This window comes from Achromobacter piechaudii NBRC 102461 (assembly GCF_001571245.1).
Classification (GTDB): domain Bacteria; phylum Pseudomonadota; class Gammaproteobacteria; order Burkholderiales; family Burkholderiaceae_B; genus Achromobacter; species Achromobacter piechaudii.
This window is the reverse complement of record NZ_BCTK01000015.1, coordinates 226,925-250,135: the sequence shown is the minus strand read 5'-3', so window position 1 is coordinate 250,135 and position 23,211 is coordinate 226,925. Positions and strand designations below refer to the sequence as shown.

The window sequence follows — 23,211 nt, the reverse complement described above, 5'->3', positions numbered from 1 at the left end:
CGCGTCGCCGCGCATCGTTGCAGGGCGATCAATGCGAGTGGCGCGGGTCGCCTCGCGTTTCGATCACTTTCAGGTAAAGCGTCGCCGGTTCCAGGCAGCCACCGGTCGACAGTTGACCGACCATCTGCCGGTAGATCTCCTGCCACGGCGTCTGCGAAGCGGGCGCCTGGTAGGGCGGTTCCTGCTTGCGCCGTTCCATTTCCGCATCGTCGACCAAAGCCGTCACGCTGCGCTGATTCAAATCGACGCGGATCTTGTCGCCGGTACGCAGCAGCGCCAGTCCGCCGCCCACGGCGGCTTCGGGCGACATGTTCAGGATGGAGGGGCTGGCCGAGGTGCCGCTTTGCCGCCCGTCTCCCAGACAAGGCAACGAGTCTACGCCGCGCTTGATCAGGTGCGAGGGCGGGGCCATGTTCACCACTTCCGCGCTGCCCGGATAACCGACGGTGCCGGCGCCGCGTATCACCAGGATGCAGTGTTCGTCGATGTTCAGCGACGGGTCTTCGATGCGGGCGTGATAGTCCTCGGGGCCTTCGAAGACGATGGCGCGTGCTTCGAACGCGTTTTCTGAACCGGGCTCGGACAGATAGGTGCGGCGGAACGCTTCGCCCACCACCGACATCTTGATGATGGCGCTGTCAAAGAAGTTGCCGGACAGCACGATGAAGCCGGCCCGGTGCTTGAGCGGCGCGTCGCAGGGTCGGATGACGTCGGTGTCGCGGGTCTTGGATGCGGCGGCGATGTCGCCGATGCTGCGGCCCGACACGGTCGGGCAATCCGCGTGCAGTCGGCCGGCCACCAGCAATTCGTGCATCACGGCGGGCACGCCGCCCGCGCGGTGAAAGCCTTCGCCCAGGTGCTCGCCGGCCGGTACGCAATTGACCAGCAGCGGCACGTCTTCGCCCAGGCGTTGCCAGTCGTCCAGGCTCAGGTCGATGCCGGCATGGCGCGCCATGGCGATCAGGTGGGGCGGACAGTTGCTGGACGCGCCCAGCGCCGAGGCCACGACGATGGCGTTCTCGAACGCCTCGCGCGTCAGGATTTTCGATGGGCGCAGATCTTCGCGCACCATATCGCAGATACGCATGCCGGTGGCGTAGGCCATCTGTGCGCGTTCGCGGTAAGGCGCGGGAATGCTGGCGCAGGTGGGCAGCGACATGCCCAGCGCTTCGGCCAGCGAATTCATGGACAGCGCGGTGCCCATGGTGTTGCAGTGGCCCACCGATGGCGAGGACGCGGTGGCCAAGGTCATGAAGCCTTCGTAGTCCAGCTTGCCCGCCGCCATGAGGTTGCGCGCATGCCAGATGACCGTACCGGAGCCCACCCGCTGGCCGTCGTGCCAGCCGTCCAGCATCGGCCCGCCCGACAGCACGATGGCGGGCAGGTCGACGGTGGCGGCGGCCATCAGGCAGGCGGGCGTGGTCTTGTCGCAACCGGTGGTCAGCACCACGCCGTCCAGCGGATAGCCGTGCAGGATCTCGACCAGGCCCAGGTAGGCCAGGTTCCGGTCCAGTGCGGCGGTGGGCCGCCGGCCTTGCTCGGCCAGCGGATGCACCGGGAACTCCATCGGAATGCCACCCGCGTCGCGGATACCCGCCTTGATGCGCTCGGCCAGCGCCAGGTGATGCCGGTTGCAGGGCGCCAGGTCGCTGCCGGTCTGGGCGATGCCGATGATCGGCCGCCCGGATTGCAGCTCCTGACGCGTCAGGCCGTAGTTAAGGTAGCGCTCGACGTAGATCGCCGTCATATCGGCGTGCGAGGGGTCGTCGAACCATTTCTGGCTGCGCAATTTGCGGGGTATCTGAGACATGGTGAACTCGCTTTGCTTCGCGTGGGCGTCAGTGACGAAGGCGTCAGTTGCGCGCCTTCTGAATCTCATCGTTCAACTGCTTGATGAGGTCGGGGCCCAATTCCTGCGTGTATTTGTCGACCACCGGTTGCACCTTCTGGCGCATGCGGGCCACTTCTTCGGGGCTGACGGTGTTGATCTTCATGCCAGCCTGTTCAAGCGTGGTCATGGCCTTGGTGGAATCGGCGCGGCTATCCTTGCGCTCGAAATCGCGCGAGGCCTCGGCTGCCTGCCGCACCAGCTTCTGCTCGTCCGGCGACAGCGTGTCCCACCACTTCTTGGACGCCATCACGACCCACGGGGTGTAAACGTGGCGCGTGATCGTCAGGAAGGGCTGCACTTCGTAGAACTTGCTGCTTTGAATGGTGGTGATGGGGTTTTCCTGGCCATCGACCGTGCGCGTTTCCAGCGCGGTGAACAGTTCAGAGAACGGCATCGGCACGGCGTTGGCGCCCAGCGTGTTGAACACGCCCAGCGCGATCTGGTTCTGCATGACGCGCAGCTTGATGCCTTGCAGGTCTTCCGCACGCGCGATCGGGCGCTTGGAATTGGTCATGTTGCGAAAACCGTTTTCCCAATAGACCAGACCGACCAGGCCCTTGGCTTCCAGCTTCTTCAGCATATCCTGGCCCAACTGGCCGTCCAGCACCGCGTCCGCTTCCTTTTCGCTGTTGAACAGGAAGGGCAGGTCGAACACGCCGAATTCCTTGACCATGCCCGCCAGCGGCGCGGTCGATCCCACCATCATTTCCTGGGCGCCGCCAGCCAGCGCGCCTTGCATCTGCTCGTCCGAACCCAGGTTGGCGGAGCCGAAGGTCTTCATCTTCAATTTGCCGCCGCTGACTTTCTCCAGCTCTTGCGCCAGGTAGCGCGCGGCGCGGCCTTGGACGCTTTCTTCGTTCAGGCCGTAGCCGAAACGGATCAGGCGCGGCTTGACGTCGGCCGCGGCGGCCACGCCGGCAACGGCGCAGGACAGCGCGGTCGCCAACACGAGTAAACGGGTTTTGAATCGAATGGTCATGGTGCTCCTCCTTGGGGTTTTTTGCCGCTAGTGCATCCAGCGTGCGGGTACGGTGATCAGTTCGGGGAAGATCACCAGCAGAATCAGCAGGACCGTGTAGGCGACAACGTAGCGCCACACGCCCCTGCAGATGGTTTCCATATTGATGCGGGCGACGCCGCAGACCACGTTCAGCACGGTGCCTACGGGCGGGGTCAGCAAGCCCACGCAGCCGACCATCACGAACATGACGCCGAAGTACACGGGGTCGATGCCGGCCTTGGTCACCACGGGCATCAGCACCGGCGCCAGGATCAGGATGGTGGGGGTCAGGTCCATGACGGTGCCCACCAGGGTCAGCAGCACCAGCAAGGCGAACATCAGCAGCTTGGGCTGGTCCATGACCGGTTCCAGCAGCGCGATCAGGTCCTGCGGCATGTCCGCCAGCGTGATCATGTAGGACGACACCATCGCGGCGGCAACCAGGAACATCACCACGGCGGTCGTGCGCGCGGCGTTCACGAACAGGGGCAGGAGGTCGCGCAGGCCGATCTCGCGATAGACGAACAGGCTGACACCCAGGGCGTAGACCGCCGCCACCACGGCCGCTTCGGTCGGCGTGAACACCCCGCCGCGCAGCCCGCCGATGATGATGACCGGCAGCATCAGTGCCCATATCGATTCGCGCAGCGCCTTGATGCGATTGCGCCACGGCTCGCGCGGCGACGGCTTGATGCTGCCGTGCTTGCGCGCCACCCACGTCCATACCGCCACCAGGGTCAGGCCCATCATCAGGCCGGGCGCGATACCCGCGAAGAACAGCTTGGTGATGGAGACGTTGGTGGCCACGCCGAAGATGATGAATGAGATCGACGGCGGAATGATGGGCGCCACGATGCCGCCCGCTGCGATCAGGCCGGACGCCTGTCCCGCGTCATAGCCTTTTTCGCGCAGCATGGGGATCAGCAAGGAGCCCAGCGCAGCGGCATCGGCCACCGCGGAGCCGGACAGCGCGGCCAGCAGCACGCTGGCAAAAATCGCGACGTAGCCCAGCCCGCCTTGAACGTGACCGACGAACATGCTGGCCAGGCGCACGATGCGGCGCGAGATGCCGCCAGCGTTCATCAGCTCGCCGGCCAGCATGAACAGCGGCACGGCCATCAGCGTGAAGCTGTTGGCGCCCGTCAGCATGTTCTGCGCGAGGATTTGGGTGTCGTAGAAGTCCAGCTGGAACATCATGGCCAGGGCACTGAGCAGCAGCGCAAAGGCGATCGGCATGCCCAGGGCGATCAGCCCCAGCAGCACTAGCAGGAAGACGGTCAGGATCATTGCAGGATTCCGGGCGGGGAAGGGGGCGGGCGCGTGAGGGTGGGCAGAGCCCGGATCAGACGAGCGGGTCTTCGGGGCTGGATTCGGCGGGCAAGGGGCCGCCGGCCAGCACGCGCACGATGTCGATCAGGGTCAGGATGGCCATGGCCACCGACGCGTACAACGCCGCCGTGTTGAACACCGCCAGCCGCATGCCCGTGACGGGCAGCACGGTGTCCATGCCGATGACGGTCTGCACCCAGCTGCCTTGCGCCATCAGCCACAGCACCCACAGCACCAGCAACTGACAGAACAGATGCGAGATGCGGCGCGCACGCGGGCCGAAGCGCTCGACCAGCATCGTCACGCCGATGTGCTGGTGCTCGCGCAAGGCAATGACGGCGCCCAGGAAAATCAGCCAGACAAACGCCAGGCGAGACACCTCGTCGGACGCGTTGATGCCGGAATTGAAGAGGTAGCGCAGCGCCACGTTGCCAAACAGCAGCACGACCATGACGACCAGACAGGCGACCATCAGCCAGGTCTGCAACGCAAAACACCAATCGGCGGCGCGCGACAACGGCGAACCGCCGGGCCGCCCGGAAGGCAAGGCTTGCATGTTTGTCTCCTACCCCGGTTTTCCGGGGCCTTTTTCGTTTATGCTTTGGCGGATGTTAGCGCTAACATTTTGCTTTTGGCAAGCCCCAGTTTTTGCGTCAGACTACGCGCTGCCCACCCGATCCTGAAGGCCGATGTCCATCCGTAAACCTCGAAGTTCGCACGCAGGCCGCATCACCATGCAAGAGGTGGCGCGGCGCGCTGGCGTCAGCGCCATCACCGTATCGCGTGCGTTGCGCACGCCGGACAAGGTGGCCGAAGCGCTGCGCCTGCGCATTGCCCGCGTCTGCCAGGAATTGGGCTATGTGCCCAACCATGCCGCCAGCGCGCTGGCGTCGGCACGCTCGCAAACCATCGTGGTGCTGATTCCCTCTTTGAGCAACGTGGTGTTCGTGGACATCATCTCGGGGATCAAGGAAGTGCTGGATCAGCACGGCTATCACATGCTGATCGGCGTGACGGGGTATTCGCTGGACGCCGAAGAATCCCTGCTGCGCAAATACCTGCAGCATTCGCCGGACGGGTTGATCCTGACCGGCGTCGACCACAATCCCGGCACCTGGGCGTTGCTGCGGCGCCAGGGGATCGCCACCGTGCACACTATCGAAACGCTCACCGATGGCGAAGACATGAGCGTAGGCTTTTCCCAATTCGACTCGGGTTACGCGGCTTGCCGCCATCTGGTCGAGCGCGGACGGCGGCGCATCGGCATCATCGGGGCGCAATTGGATCCGCGTTCCTTGCGCCGCTGCGAAGGCGCGCGTCAGGCCTTGCGCGATGCGGGCTGCTACGACGCCACGCTGGAAATCATGACGCCGGAAAAATCATCGATCAGCCTGGGCGCCTCATTGCTGGAAACCCTGCGCCACCAGCATCCCGATTGCGATGCCGTCTTCTTTTGCAACGATGACTTGGCCCAAGGCGCGGTGTTCCAGTGCGGCAGGCTGGGCGTGCGCGTGCCCGAGCAGATGGCGCTGATTGGCTTTCATGACCTGGCCGGCACCGCCTGGACCACGCCGCCGTTGTCCACCATTGCCACGCCCCGTTATCAGATCGGCGTGTCGGCAGCCGGGCTGCTGATGCAGCATCTGGCGGGCGAGCCGGTGGCGCAGCGGCATGTGGATCTGGGTTTCACGCTGGTGCAGCGCGAAACCAGCTGAACGCCGGCCCTACGTGGCGCGGCGCATCGCCAGGAACACCCCCGAAGCCATGATCAGCGCCATGCCCGCCAGCGCGAGGCTGTCTGGAGGACGCTGGAACCAGAAGGTGCTGAACAGCACGGCCAGCAGCAGCTGGAAATAATTCAAGGGCGCCAGGGTGGCGGCCGAGACCCGTTGGAACGCGGCGATCAACAACACCTGCGCCAGCCCGCTGCATGCGCCCAGTGCGATGATGGCTGCCATGTCGGCCGGCGTCGGCCAGGGGTCGGGCAGAAAGAAGGGCGCTGGCAGCGCCGTGGCGACCAGGCAGATGATGGCCGTATAGGCGTACTGCACAGGGCCGGGCACCTTGCCCGACAGCTTGCGCGTCAGCACCTGGAAGATGGCGTAGCAGACGGCGGACACCGCCATCAGCAGCGTGCCCAGCAGCGGCAGATCCCCGCCGGGCCGGACGATCAGCAGCATGCCGGCAAAGCCCACCGCTACCGCCAGCCACTGCACGGGCCGCACCTGTTCGCCCAGCAGCCAGGGCGATAACGCCACCATGATGAGCGGCGAGGTGAAGTAGATGGCGGTGGCTTCGGACAGCGGCATCCAGGTCAGCGCGGTCATGAAGCAGGTAGCCACCGTGGCCAGCGCAACGCCACGCAGCACCAGCAGCGGCTTTTCGGGCGCGTCGCGCAGCCGCAGTCCGGGGCTGTGGCGCCACAGCATGTAGATCGCCAGCACGATGACCGCCAGGTATCGCATCACGTTCAGGAAGGGCGCGGGGTAGCGTTCCAGCATGTGCTTGGAACCCGCGTCGAACGTGGCGAAGGCCACCAGCGCGGCGAAGAACAGCAAGACGCCCGCGTTACGTGACGTGGCGGGCGTGGCGAGGACAGCGGAGGGAACGGAGGCCATGGAATGAGCCGCGCGTCAGGCGCTTGCGTGGCCGATGCCTTGCAGAAACGCGTCCAGGGCGGGGCCGATCGCCTGGACCATGTAGCCGCCTTCCTGCACGACGACGGTCGGCAGGCGCAGGCTGGCCACGCGCGCGCCGATGTCGCGGTAGGCGTCGATGTCCAGCTTGAGCACGCTGATCGGGTCGTCTTTATAGGTGTCGAACCCCAGCGCCAGCACCAGGGCCTCTGGTGCGTAGCCCGACAGCGCGGTCAGGGCCGTGTCCAGCGCGGCCAGGAACGGGTCGTTGCCCGAGCCATGGGCCAGCGGCAGGTTCAGGTTGCAGCCTTCGCCCGCGCCGTAGCCGCGTTCTTCCGCGTAGCCGGTATAGAAGGGGTAATAGGCGCCAGGGTCGGCGTGCAGCGACACGGTCATGACGTCCGCGCGCTGATAGAAGATGTTCTGCGTGCCATCGCCGTGGTGTGCATCCACATCCAGCACCGCCACCTTGGACCACGTTTGCAGCAGGCGGCTGGCCGCCGCGGCGCTGCTGTTCAGATAGCAGAACCCGCCCGCGCGGTCCCGATGCGCGTGGTGGCCGGACGGCCGGCACAACGCATAGGCCATGCCCGACGTGCTGGCGACATGGTCGGCAGCCGCCACCGCGCTGTGGGTGGAACGCAGCGCCGAGCGCCATGTCTGCGGCCCGATGGGGCACGACAGGTCGCTCAGGTAATAGCCCGCTTGCGCCACGATGGACGGAGACGGGCAGGGCCCGCGTCCGGCTTGTTCGACGCGGCCGTTGTAGTAAGGCGAAAGGTTGGGCAAGACCTCCGGCCCCGGGTCCACGCCGGGCGCCTTCAACGATTGCCAGCGCGTGTAGGCGGTTTCCAGGAAGTTCAGGTAGTCGGCGCTATGGATGGATTCAAGCGGCTTGCGACCGTAGTCCGAAGGCGCTTGAACGCGGATCCCTCGCGCGGCGAGGGCGCCTTGCAGGCTTTCCGCGCGGGACGGCAGATCGGTGGGGGCGCTTATCCGACCCAGCCGCATGAATTGCTGCGGAGTGTGCAGCAATTGTTCTTCCGAGAAAAACGCCTTCATGATGGTCCTCGCTGACGCGTCAAGCCTGCTTGATTTCGATTTCGACAAAAACGAATTCGGTGTCGCTGGGGTTGATGACGTTGTGTTCAACGCCAACGGGTCGATAGTAGGCGATGCCGGTCGTAAGCTGGCTCGTGATCTGGCCGTCGGGCGTATCCAGCAGCAAGGGGCCGGTGGTTTGCGGCACGACCACGTAGTTCATGCCATGGCGATGCCAGCCCGTTTCACCGCCAGGCGGAAAGCGCCATTCGGTGACGGTGACGCGGTCGTTGTCGATTTGCACGGTGGGGATGGCGGCGGGGCGTTGCACGGGGAAGTCTCCTGAACGAGTCATGGTGTGGATGAGGGCGTGGGATCAGGCCATTGTGGCCTGAGTGGGGTCCCAATGCTGGCCGGGCACGGCGGCGATCAATTGCCGCGTGTAGGCGTGTTGCGGCCTGTCGAAGATCTGGGAAGGCGAGCCATATTCGACCACCTTGCCACGGTGCATCACCAGCACCGAATTGCAGATCTGCGCGGCGACGCGCAGGTCGTGGGTGATGAAGACCAGCGCAATCCGCAGGCGTTGTTGCAGGTCGTGCAGCAGTTGCAGCACCTGGGCCTGCACCGATACGTCCAGCGCCGAAACGGATTCATCGGCGACCAGTACCTTGGGTTCCAGCGCCAGCGCCCGCGCGATGCCGATACGTTGGCGTTGGCCTCCCGAGAACTGATTGGGATAGCGGTCGAAGGCGGACGGGTCCAGCCCGACGAGCGACAGCAGTTCGCGCACGCGGGCTTCGGCCTGGGCGCGCGGCACGCCGTTGGCCACGGGGCCGTCGCTGATGATGCGGCCCACGGTGTGGCGCGGGTTGAGCGAGGCGAAGGGGTCCTGGAAGATCATCTGGATATCGTGGCGCAGCGGGCGAAAGCGCGCTTCCGACATGGCGGCGATGTCCTGGCCGTTGAAGATCAGTTGGCCGCCGTTGATGCCCACCAGCTTCAGCAGGCATTTGCCGATCGTCGATTTGCCCGATCCCGATTCCCCTACGATGCCCAGCGTTTCGCCGCGCCTGACGGCAAAGCTGACGCCGTCCACCGCATGCACTTCGCGTTTGCCGCCCAGCCAGCCGTGGCCGATCACATAGGTTTTCTTCAGGTCTTTCACTTCCAGCACGGGCGCATCGTCGGCGCTGGCCGCGCGTTCTTCGCCGCGCCGATGCGGCACTGCCGCGATCAGGCGCTGGGTGTACGGATGGCGCGGGCGGTTCAGCACCTCGTCGGCGGGGCCTTGTTCGACCAGCACGCCTTTTTCCATGACGGCGACGCGATGGGCAATTTCCGCCACCACGCCGAAATCATGCGTGACGAACATCACGCCCATTCCTTTTTCTTTCTGGATGCGGGCGATCAGGGCCAATATCTGCGCCTGCGTGGTGACGTCCAGCGCCGTGGTGGGCTCGTCCGCGATCAGCAGGGCGGGCTCAAGCGCCAGCGCCATGGCGATCATCACGCGTTGGCGTTGGCCGCCTGACAGCCGAAACGGGTAGACGTGATAGAGCGTTGCCGGGTCCGGCAGCCCCACGAAGTCCAGCAGTTCCAGCGTGCGTCTCATCCGCTCGGCGCCGGGGTAGGCGTCGTGCACACGCATGACTTCGCTGATCTGTTCACCCACGGTCATCAGCGGGTTCAGGGCCGACAAGGGCTCCTGGAAAATCATCGCCATGTCCTTGCCGCGCATGGCTTGCAAGGTGGCTTCATCCTGCCGCAGCAGGTCTTGGCCCCGGAACAGGATGCGGCCCTGCTGGGGCGTGAGGTAGTCGGGCAGCAGGCCCATGATGGCGTTGGCGCTCATGGATTTTCCCGACCCGGATTCGCCCACGATGCACAGGATTTCGCCCGCGCGTATGTCGTAGGACACGTCTTGCACGGCAAAGGGCCGGTCGCCGCCGCGAGGCAGCGCGATACTCAGGTTCTGTATGGACAGCAGAGGCGTGGCTTCGGTCATGGTGGCCTCCTATTCGCCGCGCTTGCGCAGTTGGGGGTTCAGGGCGTCGTTCAAGCCTTCGCCGATCAGGTTGATGGCCAGCACGGTCAGCAGGATGGCCACGCCGGGCCATACGCTCATCCACCAGGCTTCGCGGATCATCGTGCGCGCTGCGCCGATCATGAAACCCCAGCTCATCAGGTTGCGGTCGCCCAGGCCCAGGAAGGACAGGGACGATTCCGTCAGGATGGCGGTGGCCACCATGAACGAGGCCGACACGATGATGGGCGACATGGCGTTGGGCAGAATCTGCGTGCTGACGATGCGCGCGGGCGTCTGGCCGATGACGATGGCGGCCTGGACGAATTCGCGCTGCTTGAGCGTCATGAATTCCGAGCGCACCAGCCGCGCGGCGGGTGGCCAGGACACCACCGCGATGGCGCCCATGATGGAATAGACCGACGGGCTCAGGATGGCCACCAGCACGACGGCCATGGCCAGTTGCGGGATGGTCTGGAAGAACTCGGTAAAGCGCATCAGCGCGTCATCCACGCGGCCGCCGCAGTAGCCGGCCACCGATCCGACCAGGATGCCGAACAGCAACGCGACGGCGGTCGACAGCAGGCCGACCATCAACGAGACCCGCGCGCCCCACACGAGGCCGGCCGTGATGTCGCGCCCCAGCATGTCGGTGCCGAAGGGATAGTCGGCGTTGGTGAAGGGCGGAATCAGCGGGTCGGCCACCATCATCCATGGCGATTCTTGATATAGCAGCGGCGCGGCCAGCGCCACGATCACAACGATCAGCATGATGGCAAGACCTGCCACCGCGCCATAGTTGCGCATATAACGTTGGGCAAACGACTTCATGCAGCGGCTCCTTGCTGTGCGCCGGCGGCAATGCGCGGGTCGATCAGGCGGTACAGCACATCGGTCAACAGGTTGAACACCACCACCATGATGGACGTCACCAGGAAGATGCCCAGCAGCAACTGGTAGTCGCGCTGGAGCAGGGCGTCGAACATCAGGCGTCCGATGCCCGGCCACGCGAACACGGTTTCGGTCAACACTGCGCCGCCTGCCATCTGGCCCAGCTGGATGCCGGCGAAGGTGATGACGGGCAGCAGCGCATTGCGCAGCACGTGGACGCGGATCACACGGCTGGGGCTGACCCCTTTGGCGCGCGCCGTCTTCACGAAGTCCATGCCGATCACTTCCAGCATCGACGCCCGCGTCAGGCGCACGTACACGGCCATGAAGAAGCACCCCAGCGTGACGGTCGGCAGGATCAGGTGCTGGGCAATGTCGGCGGCGCGTGCCCAGCCGGTCAGGCTGGCGCCTACCGTCTCCATGCCGAACGCGGGCAGCCAGCCCAGCACCACGGAGAACAGCAGGATGCCCATCAAGGACAGCCAGAACAGCGGCGTGGCGTACAGCAGCAGCGCGCCGGTCATGACCGAGCTGTCGATCCAGCGGCGCTTGTTGCGGTAGCGGGCCTTGGCCGCGACCACGCCCAGGAACACGCCCAGCACGATGGAAAACAGGAAGGCGCACGACATCAGCAGGAAGGTGGCGGGCAGACGCTCGACGATCAGGTCCAGCACGGGGACGTGATTGCGGTACGAGAAACCCAGGTCGAGCTGGACCACGCCTTTGAGGTACAGCATCAGCTGCGTCAGAATTGGCTTGTCCAATCCGAAGGCCACGCGCAGCTGGTCGACATAGGCCGCATCGCCGGCGCCGGCCTGGCCCGCCAGCACGGCAGCGGGGTCGCCGGGCGCCAGGCGGATCAGGAAGAAATTGATGATCACCACGCCCAGCACGACCACCAGGGCCTTGCCGATGCGAGACAGGAAAAAGGAAAGGAATTTCATGCTTGGGGTCCTCTCGGGCTGGGCGCGGGCGGCCTTGGGGGCGTGCCCGCGCGCGGCCGGGATCCGCCGCCGCAAGGGCTTCGCGGCGGCGTCTTGCTGCGCTTACTTTTCGATGTAGACGTCGTCGAACGATTCGTTCAGCCCGATTGCGGTCTTGACCAGGTTCTTGACGTTGGCGCGATACAAGGTCGGGAATTCCATGTCCACGAGGAAGCCGTTGGCCACGTCGTTGACCAGCGTGGTCTGGAGCTTGGTATAGATTTCCTGGCGCTTGGCCGGGTCAACCTCGGAGGCGGCGGCTTCCCATTGCTTGTCGGTTTCGGGGTTGCTGTAGCCCTGCACGTTGGCAAACGGCGAACCCTTGACGATGTTCGACGAGATGTACAGGCGCTGCACGCCCAGCGCGGGGTCGCCGTACTGGTAGGTGAACGTGGTGGTCAGATCAAAGTCCCAGTTGCCCGTGCGGCTGGCCCAGCCGCCCGCGTCGGTGGATTCCACATTGACCTTGAAGCCCAGCTGCTCCAGCGCCTGCTTGGTGTATTCGCCCAGGCGGTCCCAGGTGGAACCATACGGAAAGCTCAGTTGGCGAATGGTGTAGTCCTCGGGCTTGATGCCCGATTCCTTGATCAGCGCGCGCGCCTTCTTCATGTCGAACGGCATGGCTGGCATGTTCTTGTCGTAGAACATTTCGGTGGTCACGAAGGGGCTGGTCGACACCTTGCCCAGGCCAAAGAAGATATTGTTGACCACCATATTGCGGTTCATCGCCGCCATGATGGCTTGACGCACCTTCAGATTGTCGAAGGGCGGTTTGCGCATGTTGAAGATCAGGTAGGCCTGCGGCGAGAACATTTCCCAGCCGGCCGTGGTGTATTCCACCTTGGGCAGCGCGCGCAGGCGCTTGATGTCGACGTTGTCCACGTCGCCGCCGCGCAGCACGTCCACGCTGCCACGTTCGAAGGCGACCGCGCGCGAGGCCGCGTCGGGAATCACGTTGAAGACCAGTTCGTCCAGGTACGGCTTGCCCGGTTTCCAGTAGTCAGGGTTGCGCGTCAGCTTGATGTATTCGCCACGCTTCCACTCCTTGAACATGAACGGACCGGTGCCCACGGGCTTCTGGTTGGCCGGGTTGGTCATGAAGTCCGTGCCTGCATACAGATGCTTGGGCATCATGGGCGCGAAGCCCGGTTCGAACATCAGCATGAAAGCCGGGAACGGCGTCTTCAGCTTGACCACGACGGTCTTTGCGTCGGGGGCGGTGACCGATTCGACGAACTTGTTCAGGATGACGCGGGCGCGCGCATGGGTCTTGGGCAACATCTCGGACAGCGAGAACACGACGTCTTCCGAGGTGAACGGCTTGCCGTCATGCCATTTGACGTTGTCTTGCAGGTGGAACGTGTAGGTCAGTCCATCCGCCGCTGCTTCCCAGGATTTGGCCAGGCCCGGCTGGGGCTTGAGGTCCGTGGAATAGGTCAACAGGCTTTCGTAGATCTTGCCCGCGACGAACTGCGTGGGCCCTTGCTGGTTGATCGCCGTGACGATCACGGGCGGTTCGGGCTGCACGATCATGTTCAGCGTGCCGCCTTTGGTCTGGGCCAAGGCTTGCGAGGCGGGTAGCGCGGCCGCAAGGACCAATGCGCCGATGCTTAGGGAGAACCATTTCTTCGATTTCACTGCGAGCCTCCGGGCTGGAAAGGGACTGACAGGTGACCGCCGCTGCGCGGCGGATGCCGTGCTTTGACAAGCAAACCTTGTGCCACCTGGGTTGATCAGGGGTACTACAGATAAAACCGCTACAGCCATGCTTCGTACAGGTGCTGGGTAAGGCAGGCCGCGCACCAATGCGGCGAAATCGGCGGTGCACGCGGGGCGCGCCAAACAGGCGTTGGCAGGGGCGCTCCGGCCGCGTGAGGGGCTGTTTGGTAACGGTTCCCGCTATGCGGCGGCGTTGGCCCGCGCCACCATGGCATCAAGCAAAACGTTGCAGCCGGCTTCCAGATGCTCGGGCTGCGCGTCTTCAATTTCGTTGTGGCTGATGCCATCCTTGCACGGCACGAAGATCATGGCGGTGGGCGCCACCGCGGCCATGTAGACGGCATCGTGGCCAGCGCCCGTGACGATGTTCATCGCGGGCAGGCCTCGGCTGGCCGCGCCACGCCGCACCTTGTCCACCAGATCCGGGTCGAAGGGCGTAGGGCGGAAATACTGCACGTCCTTCAATTCCACCTGCACGCCATGAGCGACCGCGATGTCATCGCAGGCGCGGCGCCATTGCTGGTCCATGCGCGTCAACGTGGCTTCGTCTTCGTGGCGCAGGTCGGCGGTAAAGCGCACCTGGCCGGGAATCACGTTGCGCGATCCGGGATGCGCGTGGATCTCGCCGACGGTGCCGCGTCCGTGCGGCTGATGCGCGTTGGCGATGTTGATCACGGTCTGCACCAGGAAGCTGGCGGCAAAGAGCGCGTCGCGACGGATTGGCATCGGGGTCGGGCCGGCGTGCATTTCCATGCCGGTCACGGTGATGTCGTACCAGCGCAGGCCGAGCGATCCCGTGACGACGCCGATGGTTTTTTCCTCGTGTTCAAGAATCGGGCCTTGCTCGATGTGCGCTTCGAAGTAGGCGTCGACGGGGCGTCCGCCCACGGGGTCCGTGCCCGCATAGCCGATGGCCGCCAATTCGTCTCGCACGCAAATGCCTTGCGCGTCGCGCGCCGACAGCGCCGTCTCAAGCGTGAACTTGCCCGCGAACACGCCGGATCCCATCATCACGGGAACGAAGCGCGAGCCTTCTTCGTTGGTCCAGATCGCCACTTCCAGCGGCGCTTCCGTCTGGATGCCGGCGTCATTCAGCGTGCGCATCACTTCCAGGCCGGCCAGCACGCCGTAGCAGCCGTCGAACTTGCCGCCGGTGGGCTGGGTGTCGATATGGCTGCCGGTCATGACCGGGGGCAGATCGTTGTTGCGGCCCGCGCGGCGCGCGAAGATGTTGCCCACCTGGTCCACCCGCACGGTCATGCCCGCCTCGCGCATCCAGCCGGTGACGAGGTCGCGGCCCTGGCCGTCCAGTTCGGTCAGCGCCAGGCGGCAGTTGCCGCCCTTGGGCGTGCTGCCGATACGCGCCAGATCCATCAGCGACTGCCAAAGACGTTGGCCATTGATGGACAGGGAAGACGTGGTCATGGATTGCCTCGATGGTCGGTGAGTGAGTCGAAGTCTTCGCGCAGCCGCGCCAGGATGCCCAGCAGATGCGTGTGCATGGCATGGCGCGCACGGATGGGATCGCGCGCGGTGATGGCGTTCAGAATGCGCTGGTGCTCGGCATGGGCGGCGGCCCACGCCTGCGTGGTGACGAAGTAGTCCTGCATGCGGCTGTAGAGCGAACTGGCCACGCTTAGATTCCACAGGTGCGCCAGGGCCGAGGCCAGCGCCGCGTTGCCGCACGCCGCGCCGATGGCGCTATGAAACGCGCGGTCGTGCAGGCCAGGTGAGTCGGTCAGCGACATGGCGGCGTGCGCGTCGCGGATGGCGGCGATCTGTGCGGGCGTGCCCTGATGCGCGGCCAGCGCGGCGCATTCGGGCTCGATCAGCATGCGGGCTTCAAGCAGGTCGAACGGCCCGATGTCGTCCTGTTGGGCCAAGGCGGGGGCGCCGTGCGGGGGCACCGCGGGAAAAGCGGCCCCGTCTGGCGAGATGGTGACGAACACACCGGTTCCCACCCGCACTTCCACATAGCCTTCGATTTCCAGGGCGATCAATGCTTCGCGGATGGAAGCCCGGCTGACTTGCAGTTGTTCGGCCAGTTCGCGTTCGGAGGGCAGGCGCGCGCCGCGAGCAAAATCGCCCGCGCGGATGCGACCGGCAATCTGGTCGGCAATCATGCGATACAGGCGGGTGGCGGCGACAGCCTGGAAGGTGCTCATCACGACGTGGCGGAAACTTGGCCTGGTGGTCAGGCCACCAATATAGGCACGTCGTTATTGAAATAGAAGGGGAAATTCGCCTTTTCAGGGAAAACGATCAGAGGGAATTCACGGCTTCCTATCTGGTGGTCAGGCCAGTTAGGCAATGGGAATTCGCGAGGACAAAGGCCCCCCGCGCGCGGCGGGGCAGGGCCGGCGCGAGGGGCCGGCCCGCTGGCTCAGGCTTCTTTGGTAAAGGCGCGCACCAGGCGCGCGATGCCGTCGAGTTCGTCCTGGGCGCCTTCGACCCATTCCGGCTTTTCGAACGGGCTGTCCGAGGGCGCGCTATCCATGCCCGCCTTCAGGTCATTGAGCAGTTCCAGCGCCATGTCGGTGGCTTGCGGGCTGCTGCGGGTAGAGAGGGCGATGGCAATTGCCACCGCCTGGCGCATGGCCAGCAGGCGGCCGTCCAGTTCAGTGCCCATGAGGCGTCCTTGTTGTGCAACGTGAAAGGCGCATTTTACGGGCGGGGTTGTGCGGGCGCTTGTGCCGGAGCGGGGTTTGCGCAAGATCAAGCTGTGGTGACCCGCAAGAGCGAATAATCCTGGGTATGCAAGCCACCCTGAGCCCCGTCCATTTCTCGCCCGCGCCCGCGCCCGCGGTCGCCGCCGAGCCATTTTTTCCGCCCCAATTGCTGGCAAGGCTGGACAAGAACGGACCCCGCTACACGTCCTATCCCACGGCCGATCGATATCACAGCGGTTTCGGCGAAGAGGACTACCGGGTGGCGCTGCGCAAGCGGCGCGCCGTCAGCCCGGTCGAGCCGCTCTCCTTGTACGTGCACATCCCATTCTGCGACTCGGTCTGCTATTACTGCGCCTGCAACAAGGTGGTCACGCGCCATCATGATCGCGCGGCGCGCTATCTGGATGCGCTGACCCGCGAAATCACAATGCATGTCGAGGAACTGGGGGCGGGCGTGCCCGTCTCGCAGTTGCATTTTGGCGGCGGTACGCCGACCTTTCTGTCTGACGCGGAACTGGCGCGATTGATGCAGGACCTGCGGGCAGGGTTCCGTTTTTCGGCTGACGCCGAAATTTCCATCGAGGTGGACCCGCGCACGGCCACGCCAGAGCGTCTGGCGCATCTTCGCCGACTGGGCTTTAACCGTCTGAGTTTCGGCGTTCAGGACTTTGACGAACGGGTGCAAAAGGCGGTCCACCGCGTGCAGTCTTTCGAGGACGTGCGCGCGCTGATGCAAAGCGCGCGCTCGCTGGGCTATGAGTCGGTCAATATGGACCTGATCTACGGCTTGCCCTTGCAGACCACGGAATCTTTCGCGCGCACGATCAAGCAGGTGGTGGCGCTGCGGCCCGACCGCATTGCGCTGTACGCCTACGCGCATCTGCCGGAACGCTTCAAGCCTCAACGTCGCATCCACGAAGCGGATCTGCCCAACCGCGAGACGCGGGTGGGCTTGCTCAGCGCTGCCATCGACGGGTTCCTGCAGCAGGGCTACACGTATATCGGCATGGACCATTTCGCGCTGAACACCGATGCGCTGGCGATTGCCAAGCAGCGCGGCGAGCTGCACCGGAATTTCCAGGGCTACAGCACGCAGCCCGACCGTGATCTGGTCGCGCTGGGCGTGTCGGCCATCGGCCGCATCGGCAATACGTACAGCCAGAACGCCAAGGTGCTGGATACGTATTACGCGGCGATCGAGTCCGGCCATTTCGCGGTGGAGCGTGGCCTCTGCTTGTCTTCCGATGACCTGGTGCGCCGGGAAGTCATCATGGACATCATGTGCCAGGGCCGGGTGGACTTCGCTGCCGTGGAAGCACGCCATGGGCTGCGCTTTGGCGACTATTTCAGCCGAGAGCTGTTGCAAATGGCCAACCTGGCCGAGCTGGGGCTGGTCAACCTGCGCGCCGGCCAGGTCCAGGTGACGGGACTGGGCTGGTACTTCGTGCGCGCCGTCGCCATGGCGTTTGACGGCTATCTGGGCAGCGCGAGTTCGGGCGCCAGTTATTCGCGCATCATCTGACGCCGGGCGGTGGGGCGCGGGGCTCATTCCGCGAATTTCTCGCGCAGGTATAGCGCCAGCGACAAATCATCTGCCAGTTGCAGCTTGCACATTGCGCGTCGCTTGTGGGTGCTGACGGTCTTCTTGCTTCGCGACAGGCGCTCCGCGATCTGAGTGACCGAAAGGCCCTGGCTGATGTGGCGCAGGATCTCGACTTCCGATGTGGTCAGCATCGCGTGCGGGTGGGTGGGCAGCAGCGGGCGGATCTTGCCGTCCTGCACGGAAAGAAACGCGTTCTTGCTGTTGAGGACGCCTCGGATGATTTCGGGCAACAGCATCATTCCCCATTGCTTGGCCAGATAGCCATTGGCGCCCGCTCGATAGGCCGCGTATTGCGTTTCCTGCCGATTGCCGGCCGAAAACGTGATGATCGCCAAGCCGGGATGGTAGCGCCGCAGGCGACGCAGGAAGTTGACGCCGTCCCACGGTTCCTGGGGTAGGTAGAAGTCGATCAGCGCGACGTCACAGGGCGTATGGCTCAGTTTCTCCATTAGGGCACGCGCCGAGGTTTCGCGGTGCAGAACCCGAAAGCCCGGGCGGCTTTCCAAATACGCGCCAACGCCAAGCGCAACGACCGGATGGTCGTCCAGTATTGCCACCTTGATGACCGAAGGCAGCCGCGACAGCAGCAGGTGCCGGCGACCGCCCGAGCGGACGCCTTCGCCGCAGCGGGGCAGGTTGGAAAGAGAGGCCGCTTTGGTCACACGGTTTGGGACAGCTTTCATCGATGCTCCACGGCCGGTAGCGAATGCAGTGTCGTTTGCACCCGGCCAGAGTTGAAGTCCGGAGCACGCTCCGCGCCTAGTCATAAATTTGCGATGGAAGGGTACGTTTTCGACAGCGTGTCCGGATCGGAATCACGCGAATATCAGACCGTTGCACCCCCAGATGCGCAATCAATCGGACAGAATCGGCCTCGCAGGCCTTGACGGCAATACGGAAAAGGCGCAAAGGGTGCTACAATCGGCAACGTTAATTGCGGTCTGATCGTGGATTCCTGGGGCTTGGCCCCGTCTGGTTTCCCGTCGATGTGGCCGCGCAACTTGCAACGCGCCTGATGGCGCGTTTGAACAGGCTCAGAATCATGTTTTTCCCGCTGGCACGAACTACGACCCGGAACTTTCGCCCTATGTCGCGTTAGTTTTTCGTGCGTCGGGTTTCACCGTGTCAGGTCAGCGGTAAGACTCAGCAAGACATCCAGAAAACGCGGCTCTCAGGCCGCGTTTTTCATTTCCGTTTATTGATTTTTTCTCGTTCCAAGAACCCCAGGAAGCACTCCCGATGGTACAGATCACATTGCCCGATGGTTCGCAACGCCAATATCCGGGGCCGGTCACGGTCGCCGAAGTGGCTCAGTCGATCGGTACGGGCCTGGCCAAGGCCGCCTTGGGCGGTCGCGTGACCTTTGAAGGCGCCGAGTCCAAGCTGGTCGACACCAGCTTTCGCATCGAAGGCGACGCGCGCCTGGCGATCGTCACCGCCAAGGATGCCGATGGCCTGGATCTGATCCGCCATTCGACCGCCCACCTGCTGGCCTATGCCGTCAAGGAATTGTTTCCGGACGCGCAGGTCACCATCGGTCCCGTGATCGACAACGGCTTCTACTACGACTTTTCGTACAAGCGTCCGTTCACGCCTGAAGATCTGGTCGCCATCGAAAAGAAGATGGCCGAGCTGGCCAAGAAAGACGAAGTCGTCACCCGCGAAGAGTGGTCGCGCGACGACGCCGTTGAATTCTTCAAGGGCATCGGCGAGAAGTACAAGGCCGAGATCATCGCTTCCATTCCTTCCAACGAGCCCCTGAGCCTGTATCGTGAAGGCGACTTCATCGACCTATGCCGCGGCCCCCACGTGCCGTCCACCGGCAAGCTGAAGGTGTTCAAGCTGATGAAGGTGGCAGGCGCCTATTGGCGCGGCGACAGCAAGAACGAGATGCTCCAGCGCATCTACGGCACGGCCTGGGCCACCAAGGAAGAGCAGGAGGCCTATCTGCACATGTTGGAAGAGGCCGAGCGTCGCGACCACCGCAAGATTGGCCGCGAACTTGATCTGTTCCACTTCCAGGACGAAGCCCCGGGCCTGATTTTCTGGCATCCCAAGGGCTGGGCGTTGTGGCAGCAGGTCGAGCAGTACATGCGCGCCATCTACAACAACAACGGCTACCAGGAAGTGAAGGCGCCGCAGATTCTCGACATCTCGTTGTGGAAGAAGACGGGCCACTGGGACAACTATCGTGAAAACATGTTCACGACCGAGTCCGAGAACCGGGTCTATGGCCTGAAGCCGATGAACTGCCCGGGCCACGTGCAGATCTTCAACGCCGGCCTGCATTCCTATCGCGAACTGCCGCTGCGCTATGGCGAATTTGGTCAATGCCATCGCAATGAACCGTCGGGTTCGCTGCACGGCATGATGCGCGTGCGCGGTTTCACGCAGGATGACGGCCACATCTTCTGTACCGAAGAACAGTTGCAGGACGAGTGCGCGGATTTCACGGCCCTGCTGCAAAAGGTCTACCGTGATTTCGGTTTCACCGAGGTGCTGTACAAGGTCGCTACGCGTCCCGAAAAGCGTATCGGCTCGGACGAAGTCTGGGATACGGCCGAGCAGGCGCTGATGGAAAGCCTGCGCCGCACGGGTTGCGAATTCGAGATTTCGCCCGGGGAAGGCGCGTTTTACGGTCCCAAGGTCGAATACACCTTGAAAGACGCCATCGGTCGCCACTGGCAATGCGGTACCATTCAGGTCGACTTCTCCATGCCCGTGCGCCTTGGCGCCGAGTATGTGGACCAAAACGACCAGCGTCGTCCGCCGGTCATGCTGCACCGTGCCATCCTCGGCTCGCTCGAGCGTTTCATCGGCATGTTGATCGAAAACCATGCCGGGGCGATGCCGCCTTGGTTGGCCCCGGTGCAAGCCGTTGTATGCTGCATTTCCGAACCTTCGGCCGATTATGCGGCTGAAATAACACAAAGCCTGAAAAAACAAGGCTTTAGAGTAGAGTCCGATTTGCGTGGTGAAAAAATCACTCGTAAAATCCGGGAGCACAGCCTGCAAAAGGTGCCGTACATTCTTGTCGTCGGCGACAAGGAAAAACAAAACGGCACCGTAGCCGTCCGCGGTCTGGGTGGATTGGACCTTGGCGCCATCGCATACGACGAATTCGTCGCGCGGTTGTCCGAGGATGTCTCCGCCCGTCGCGACGTCAATCAACCTGATAGCAGTGCTGCTTAACATTTCTAGGAGCTTTCAACATCGCCACTGAAAAAGCCAATCGCATCAACGGTGAAATCCGCGTCCCCGAGGTGCGCCTGATAGGTCTGGACGGAGAACAGCTGGGCATCGTCAAGATCGCCGACGCGTTCCGTCTTTCCGAGCAAAGCGACGTGGATCTGGTGGAAATCGCGCCGAACGCCGAACCGCCGGTCTGCCGTTTGATGGACTACGGTAAGTTCAAGTACCAAGAGCAGAAGCGCCAAGCCGAAGCTCGTTCCAAGCAGAAGGTCATCCAGGTCAAGGAAGTCAAATTCCGTCCGGCCACCGATGAGGGCGACTACCAAGTCAAGCTGCGCAACCTGCGCCGCTTCCTCGAGGAAGGCGACAAGGCCAAGGTGACGTTGCGTTTCCGTGGCCGTGAAATGGCTCACCAGGAACTTGGTATGCGCGTGCTTGAACGTGTGCGTGACGATCTGCTGGAACTTGCCCAGGTCGAAGCCATGCCGAAGCTCGAAGGCCGTCAGATGGTCATGGTGCTGGCGCCCAAGAAGAAGGCCGTGCCCGCTGCGGGCAAGCCTGAATCTGCCGCGTAAGTTCCAGCCATAGCCTTCTCTATGAAGGCTTGGCCGCTTCCCATCCGACCCGCCGTCCGTCACGTGGCCGGCGGGTTCGCTTATTGGGCGGCTCTGCGCTACGATGTCAAAAAGCCGCCTTCCCGCGAGGGAAGGCGGCGTACGTTCAGGGTGTCGCGATGCATGTTTTGTTCGTTTTGGATCCCTTGCCGCTCCTCAAGGCGTACAAGGACAGTTCGGTTGCCATGATGCGTGCCCTCGTGGCGCGCGGTCACACGCTCAGCGTGGCCATGCAGGGCGATCTCTACATCGAGGCCGGTTCGGTCAAGGCAGTCACCACGCCCATCGCGCTGGTGGCGGACGCCGACCTGCACGGTCACGATTGGTGGACCGAGTCCCCCGCTCAAGATCTGCCATTGGCGGATTTTGGCGCTGTCGTCATGCGTAAAGACCCGCCTTTCGATATGGAATATGTGTATTCGACGCACCTGCTCGAATATGCCGAGGCGCAGGGCGCGCGCGTGTTCAACAGCGGCGCGGCCATTCGCAACCATCCCGAAAAGCTGGCCATCACCGAAATCAGCGAGTTCACCGCCCCGACGCTGGTGACCCGCAACATGGCTCGCCTGAAGGCTTTTCACGACACGCACCACGACGTGATCGTCAAGCCGCTCGACGGCATGGGTGGCACGGGCGTGTTCCGCCTGCAACCCAAAGACCCCAACCTGAATGCCATCCTGGAAACGCTGACCGATAACGGCGCGCGCACCATCATGGCCCAGCGTTACATCCCTGACATCGTCAAGGGCGACAAGCGCATCTTGCTGATCGGCGGCGAACCGGTGCCGTATTCGCTGGCCCGCATCCCGCTGGCCGGCGAAACGCGCGGCAACCTGGCTGCCGGCGGCCGTGGCGTGGCGCAGGAATTGTCCCCGCGCGATCGCCAGATCGCCGAAGCCGTTGCGCCCAAGCTTGCTGCTCGCGGCCTGCTGCTGGTCGGCCTGGACGTCATTGGCGATTACGTCACCGAAGTCAACGTCACCAGCCCCACCTGTTTCGTAGAGATTGCCGAACAGACCGGCTTCGATGTCGCGGGCATGTTCGTCCAGGCGCTTGAAAAAGCCGTGGCGACCACTGCCCTGGCAGCCTGATCTTTCTGGATTCCGTCATGACCACGGGTATTGTTATCGTCGTGCACGCGCCTTTGGGCGCGGCGATGCGCGAATGCGCCAGCCACGTCATGGGAGACCTTGACGGCATGCTGGCCATTCACGACATCCTGCCCGAGGACCGGCCCGATGATCAGGCGCCGGCTGTCCTCAAAGACATCCTGGAACAGGATCACGGCGGTGGCGTGCTTGTGCTGACGGATCTGATCGGCGCAACGCCCGCCAATATCTCCAAGCGCGCCGTGGCCGACGCCCAGGCCCAGGGCATTCAATGCTGCGTTCTGGCCGGTCTGAACACCCCCATGCTGCTGCGCGCATTGACCTATCGCAATCTTCCGCTTGCCGATACGCGCGAAAAAGCCCTGGCGGGCGGAGTGCAGGGCGTCTTGCGTGTAGACTGACGGGCGGGAATTTGCCCTATTATGTCGGCTGGTATTTCAAGTCGAAAAGCGGTTGGCGGTTTGGCTCTTTGCTGCGATCAACACTGCGGCTTTAATCCGCGGTCATA

The 23,211-nt window shown here is 63.7% G+C and carries 21 protein-coding genes; 6 read left to right on the top strand and 15 right to left on the bottom strand.

The annotated features are described in order from the left end of the window. Positions 1 to 28 precede the first annotated feature (28 nt). Genes API01S_RS27475 through API01S_RS27460 form a run of 4 tightly spaced genes read right to left on the bottom strand, consistent with a single transcriptional unit; the run spans position 29 to position 4,776 of the window. A complete protein-coding gene (locus API01S_RS27475; RefSeq protein WP_050729233.1) occupies positions 29 to 1,810 on the bottom strand; it encodes an IlvD/Edd family dehydratase in 1,782 nt (593 codons plus the stop codon). Between the two features lie 43 nt (positions 1,811 to 1,853). Continuing rightward, on the bottom strand, positions 1,854 to 2,870 hold the full coding sequence (locus API01S_RS27470; protein ID WP_050729232.1) for a TRAP transporter substrate-binding protein: 1,017 nt from the start codon (positions 2,868 to 2,870) through the stop codon (positions 1,854 to 1,856). A 27-nt stretch (positions 2,871 to 2,897) separates the two neighbouring features. Then, positions 2,898 to 4,178 (bottom strand): TRAP transporter large permease, encoded by a 1,281-nt coding sequence (locus tag API01S_RS27465; RefSeq protein ID WP_050729231.1) that lies wholly within the window; start codon positions 4,176 to 4,178, stop codon positions 2,898 to 2,900. Between the two features lie 55 nt (positions 4,179 to 4,233). After that, on the bottom strand, positions 4,234 to 4,776 hold the full coding sequence (locus API01S_RS27460; protein WP_006218712.1) for a TRAP transporter small permease: 543 nt from the start codon (positions 4,774 to 4,776) through the stop codon (positions 4,234 to 4,236). A 133-nt stretch (positions 4,777 to 4,909) separates the two neighbouring features. Here API01S_RS27460 and gntR point away from each other — a divergent pair, with 133 nt between their 5' ends. Next, the gene (gntR, locus tag API01S_RS27455) at positions 4,910 to 5,935 is read left to right on the top strand and encodes an HTH-type transcriptional regulator GntR (RefSeq protein ID WP_061306623.1); all 1,026 of its coding nucleotides are present in this window, start codon (positions 4,910 to 4,912) and stop codon (positions 5,933 to 5,935) included. A 9-nt stretch (positions 5,936 to 5,944) separates the two neighbouring features. Here gntR and API01S_RS27450 read toward each other — a convergent pair whose 3' ends face one another. The 10 genes from API01S_RS27450 to API01S_RS27405 all read right to left on the bottom strand — a co-directional run bounded on the left by API01S_RS27450 (position 5,945) and on the right by API01S_RS27405 (position 16,145). Next, complete coding sequence (locus API01S_RS27450) at positions 5,945 to 6,838, bottom strand: DMT family transporter (RefSeq protein WP_061306622.1); 894 nt, start codon at positions 6,836 to 6,838, stop codon at positions 5,945 to 5,947. 15 nt (positions 6,839 to 6,853) lie between these two features. Then, a complete protein-coding gene (locus API01S_RS27445; protein WP_006218715.1) occupies positions 6,854 to 7,918 on the bottom strand; it encodes a histone deacetylase family protein in 1,065 nt (354 codons plus the stop codon). Between the two features lie 19 nt (positions 7,919 to 7,937). Continuing rightward, on the bottom strand, positions 7,938 to 8,228 hold the full coding sequence (locus tag API01S_RS27440) for a cupin domain-containing protein (protein ID WP_039883112.1): 291 nt from the start codon (positions 8,226 to 8,228) through the stop codon (positions 7,938 to 7,940). Positions 8,229 to 8,273: 45 nt separating this feature from the next. After that, the gene (locus API01S_RS27435; protein ID WP_006218717.1) at positions 8,274 to 9,905 is read right to left on the bottom strand and encodes an ABC transporter ATP-binding protein; all 1,632 of its coding nucleotides are present in this window, start codon (positions 9,903 to 9,905) and stop codon (positions 8,274 to 8,276) included. Between the two features lie 9 nt (positions 9,906 to 9,914). Next, positions 9,915 to 10,754, bottom strand: coding sequence for an ABC transporter permease (locus tag API01S_RS27430; protein WP_006218718.1), 840 nt, complete (start codon positions 10,752 to 10,754; stop codon positions 9,915 to 9,917). Next, complete coding sequence (locus API01S_RS27425) at positions 10,751 to 11,758, bottom strand: ABC transporter permease (protein WP_006218719.1); 1,008 nt, start codon at positions 11,756 to 11,758, stop codon at positions 10,751 to 10,753. The genes API01S_RS27430 and API01S_RS27425 overlap by 4 nt, the downstream gene beginning before the upstream one ends. 102 nt (positions 11,759 to 11,860) lie before the next feature. Next, positions 11,861 to 13,435: an ABC transporter substrate-binding protein gene (locus tag API01S_RS27420; protein WP_006218720.1), complete on the bottom strand. Its 1,575-nt coding sequence runs from the start codon at positions 13,433 to 13,435 to the stop codon at positions 11,861 to 11,863. A gap of 261 nt (positions 13,436 to 13,696) precedes the next feature. Beyond that, a complete protein-coding gene (locus tag API01S_RS27415) occupies positions 13,697 to 14,941 on the bottom strand; it encodes a Zn-dependent hydrolase (RefSeq protein WP_050729225.1) in 1,245 nt (414 codons plus the stop codon). Beyond that, complete coding sequence (locus API01S_RS27410; protein ID WP_006218722.1) at positions 14,938 to 15,681, bottom strand: FadR/GntR family transcriptional regulator; 744 nt, start codon at positions 15,679 to 15,681, stop codon at positions 14,938 to 14,940. Before API01S_RS27410 ends, API01S_RS27415 begins: the two co-directional genes overlap by 4 nt. 218 nt (positions 15,682 to 15,899) lie before the next feature. Then, on the bottom strand, positions 15,900 to 16,145 hold the full coding sequence (locus API01S_RS27405; protein WP_006218723.1) for a hypothetical protein: 246 nt from the start codon (positions 16,143 to 16,145) through the stop codon (positions 15,900 to 15,902). A 125-nt stretch (positions 16,146 to 16,270) separates the two neighbouring features. On the opposite strand from API01S_RS27405, the gene hemN reads away from it, so the two are divergent. Next, positions 16,271 to 17,707: an oxygen-independent coproporphyrinogen III oxidase gene (gene hemN / locus API01S_RS27400; RefSeq protein WP_061306621.1), complete on the top strand. Its 1,437-nt coding sequence runs from the start codon at positions 16,271 to 16,273 to the stop codon at positions 17,705 to 17,707. Positions 17,708 to 17,730: 23 nt separating this feature from the next. Here hemN and API01S_RS27395 read toward each other — a convergent pair whose 3' ends face one another. After that, positions 17,731 to 18,471 carry a response regulator transcription factor gene (locus API01S_RS27395; protein ID WP_006218725.1) on the bottom strand — a complete coding sequence of 247 codons (741 nt, stop codon included), beginning with the start codon at positions 18,469 to 18,471 and terminating at the stop codon, positions 17,731 to 17,733. Between the two features lie 556 nt (positions 18,472 to 19,027). Here API01S_RS27395 and thrS point away from each other — a divergent pair. From thrS to API01S_RS27375, 4 genes are all read left to right on the top strand, one after another. Then, positions 19,028 to 20,980: a threonine--tRNA ligase gene (gene thrS, locus API01S_RS27390; protein ID WP_006218726.1), complete on the top strand. Its 1,953-nt coding sequence runs from the start codon at positions 19,028 to 19,030 to the stop codon at positions 20,978 to 20,980. A 20-nt stretch (positions 20,981 to 21,000) separates the two neighbouring features. Continuing rightward, positions 21,001 to 21,555: a translation initiation factor IF-3 gene (gene infC, locus API01S_RS27385; RefSeq protein WP_081451529.1), complete on the top strand. Its 555-nt coding sequence runs from the start codon at positions 21,001 to 21,003 to the stop codon at positions 21,553 to 21,555. A 158-nt stretch (positions 21,556 to 21,713) separates the two neighbouring features. Further along, positions 21,714 to 22,685 (top strand): glutathione synthase, encoded by a 972-nt coding sequence (gene gshB / locus API01S_RS27380; protein WP_006218728.1) that lies wholly within the window; start codon positions 21,714 to 21,716, stop codon positions 22,683 to 22,685. Positions 22,686 to 22,702: 17 nt separating this feature from the next. Continuing rightward, positions 22,703 to 23,104 carry a PTS sugar transporter subunit IIA gene (locus API01S_RS27375; RefSeq protein ID WP_006218729.1) on the top strand — a complete coding sequence of 134 codons (402 nt, stop codon included), beginning with the start codon at positions 22,703 to 22,705 and terminating at the stop codon, positions 23,102 to 23,104. Positions 23,105 to 23,211 lie beyond the last annotated feature (107 nt).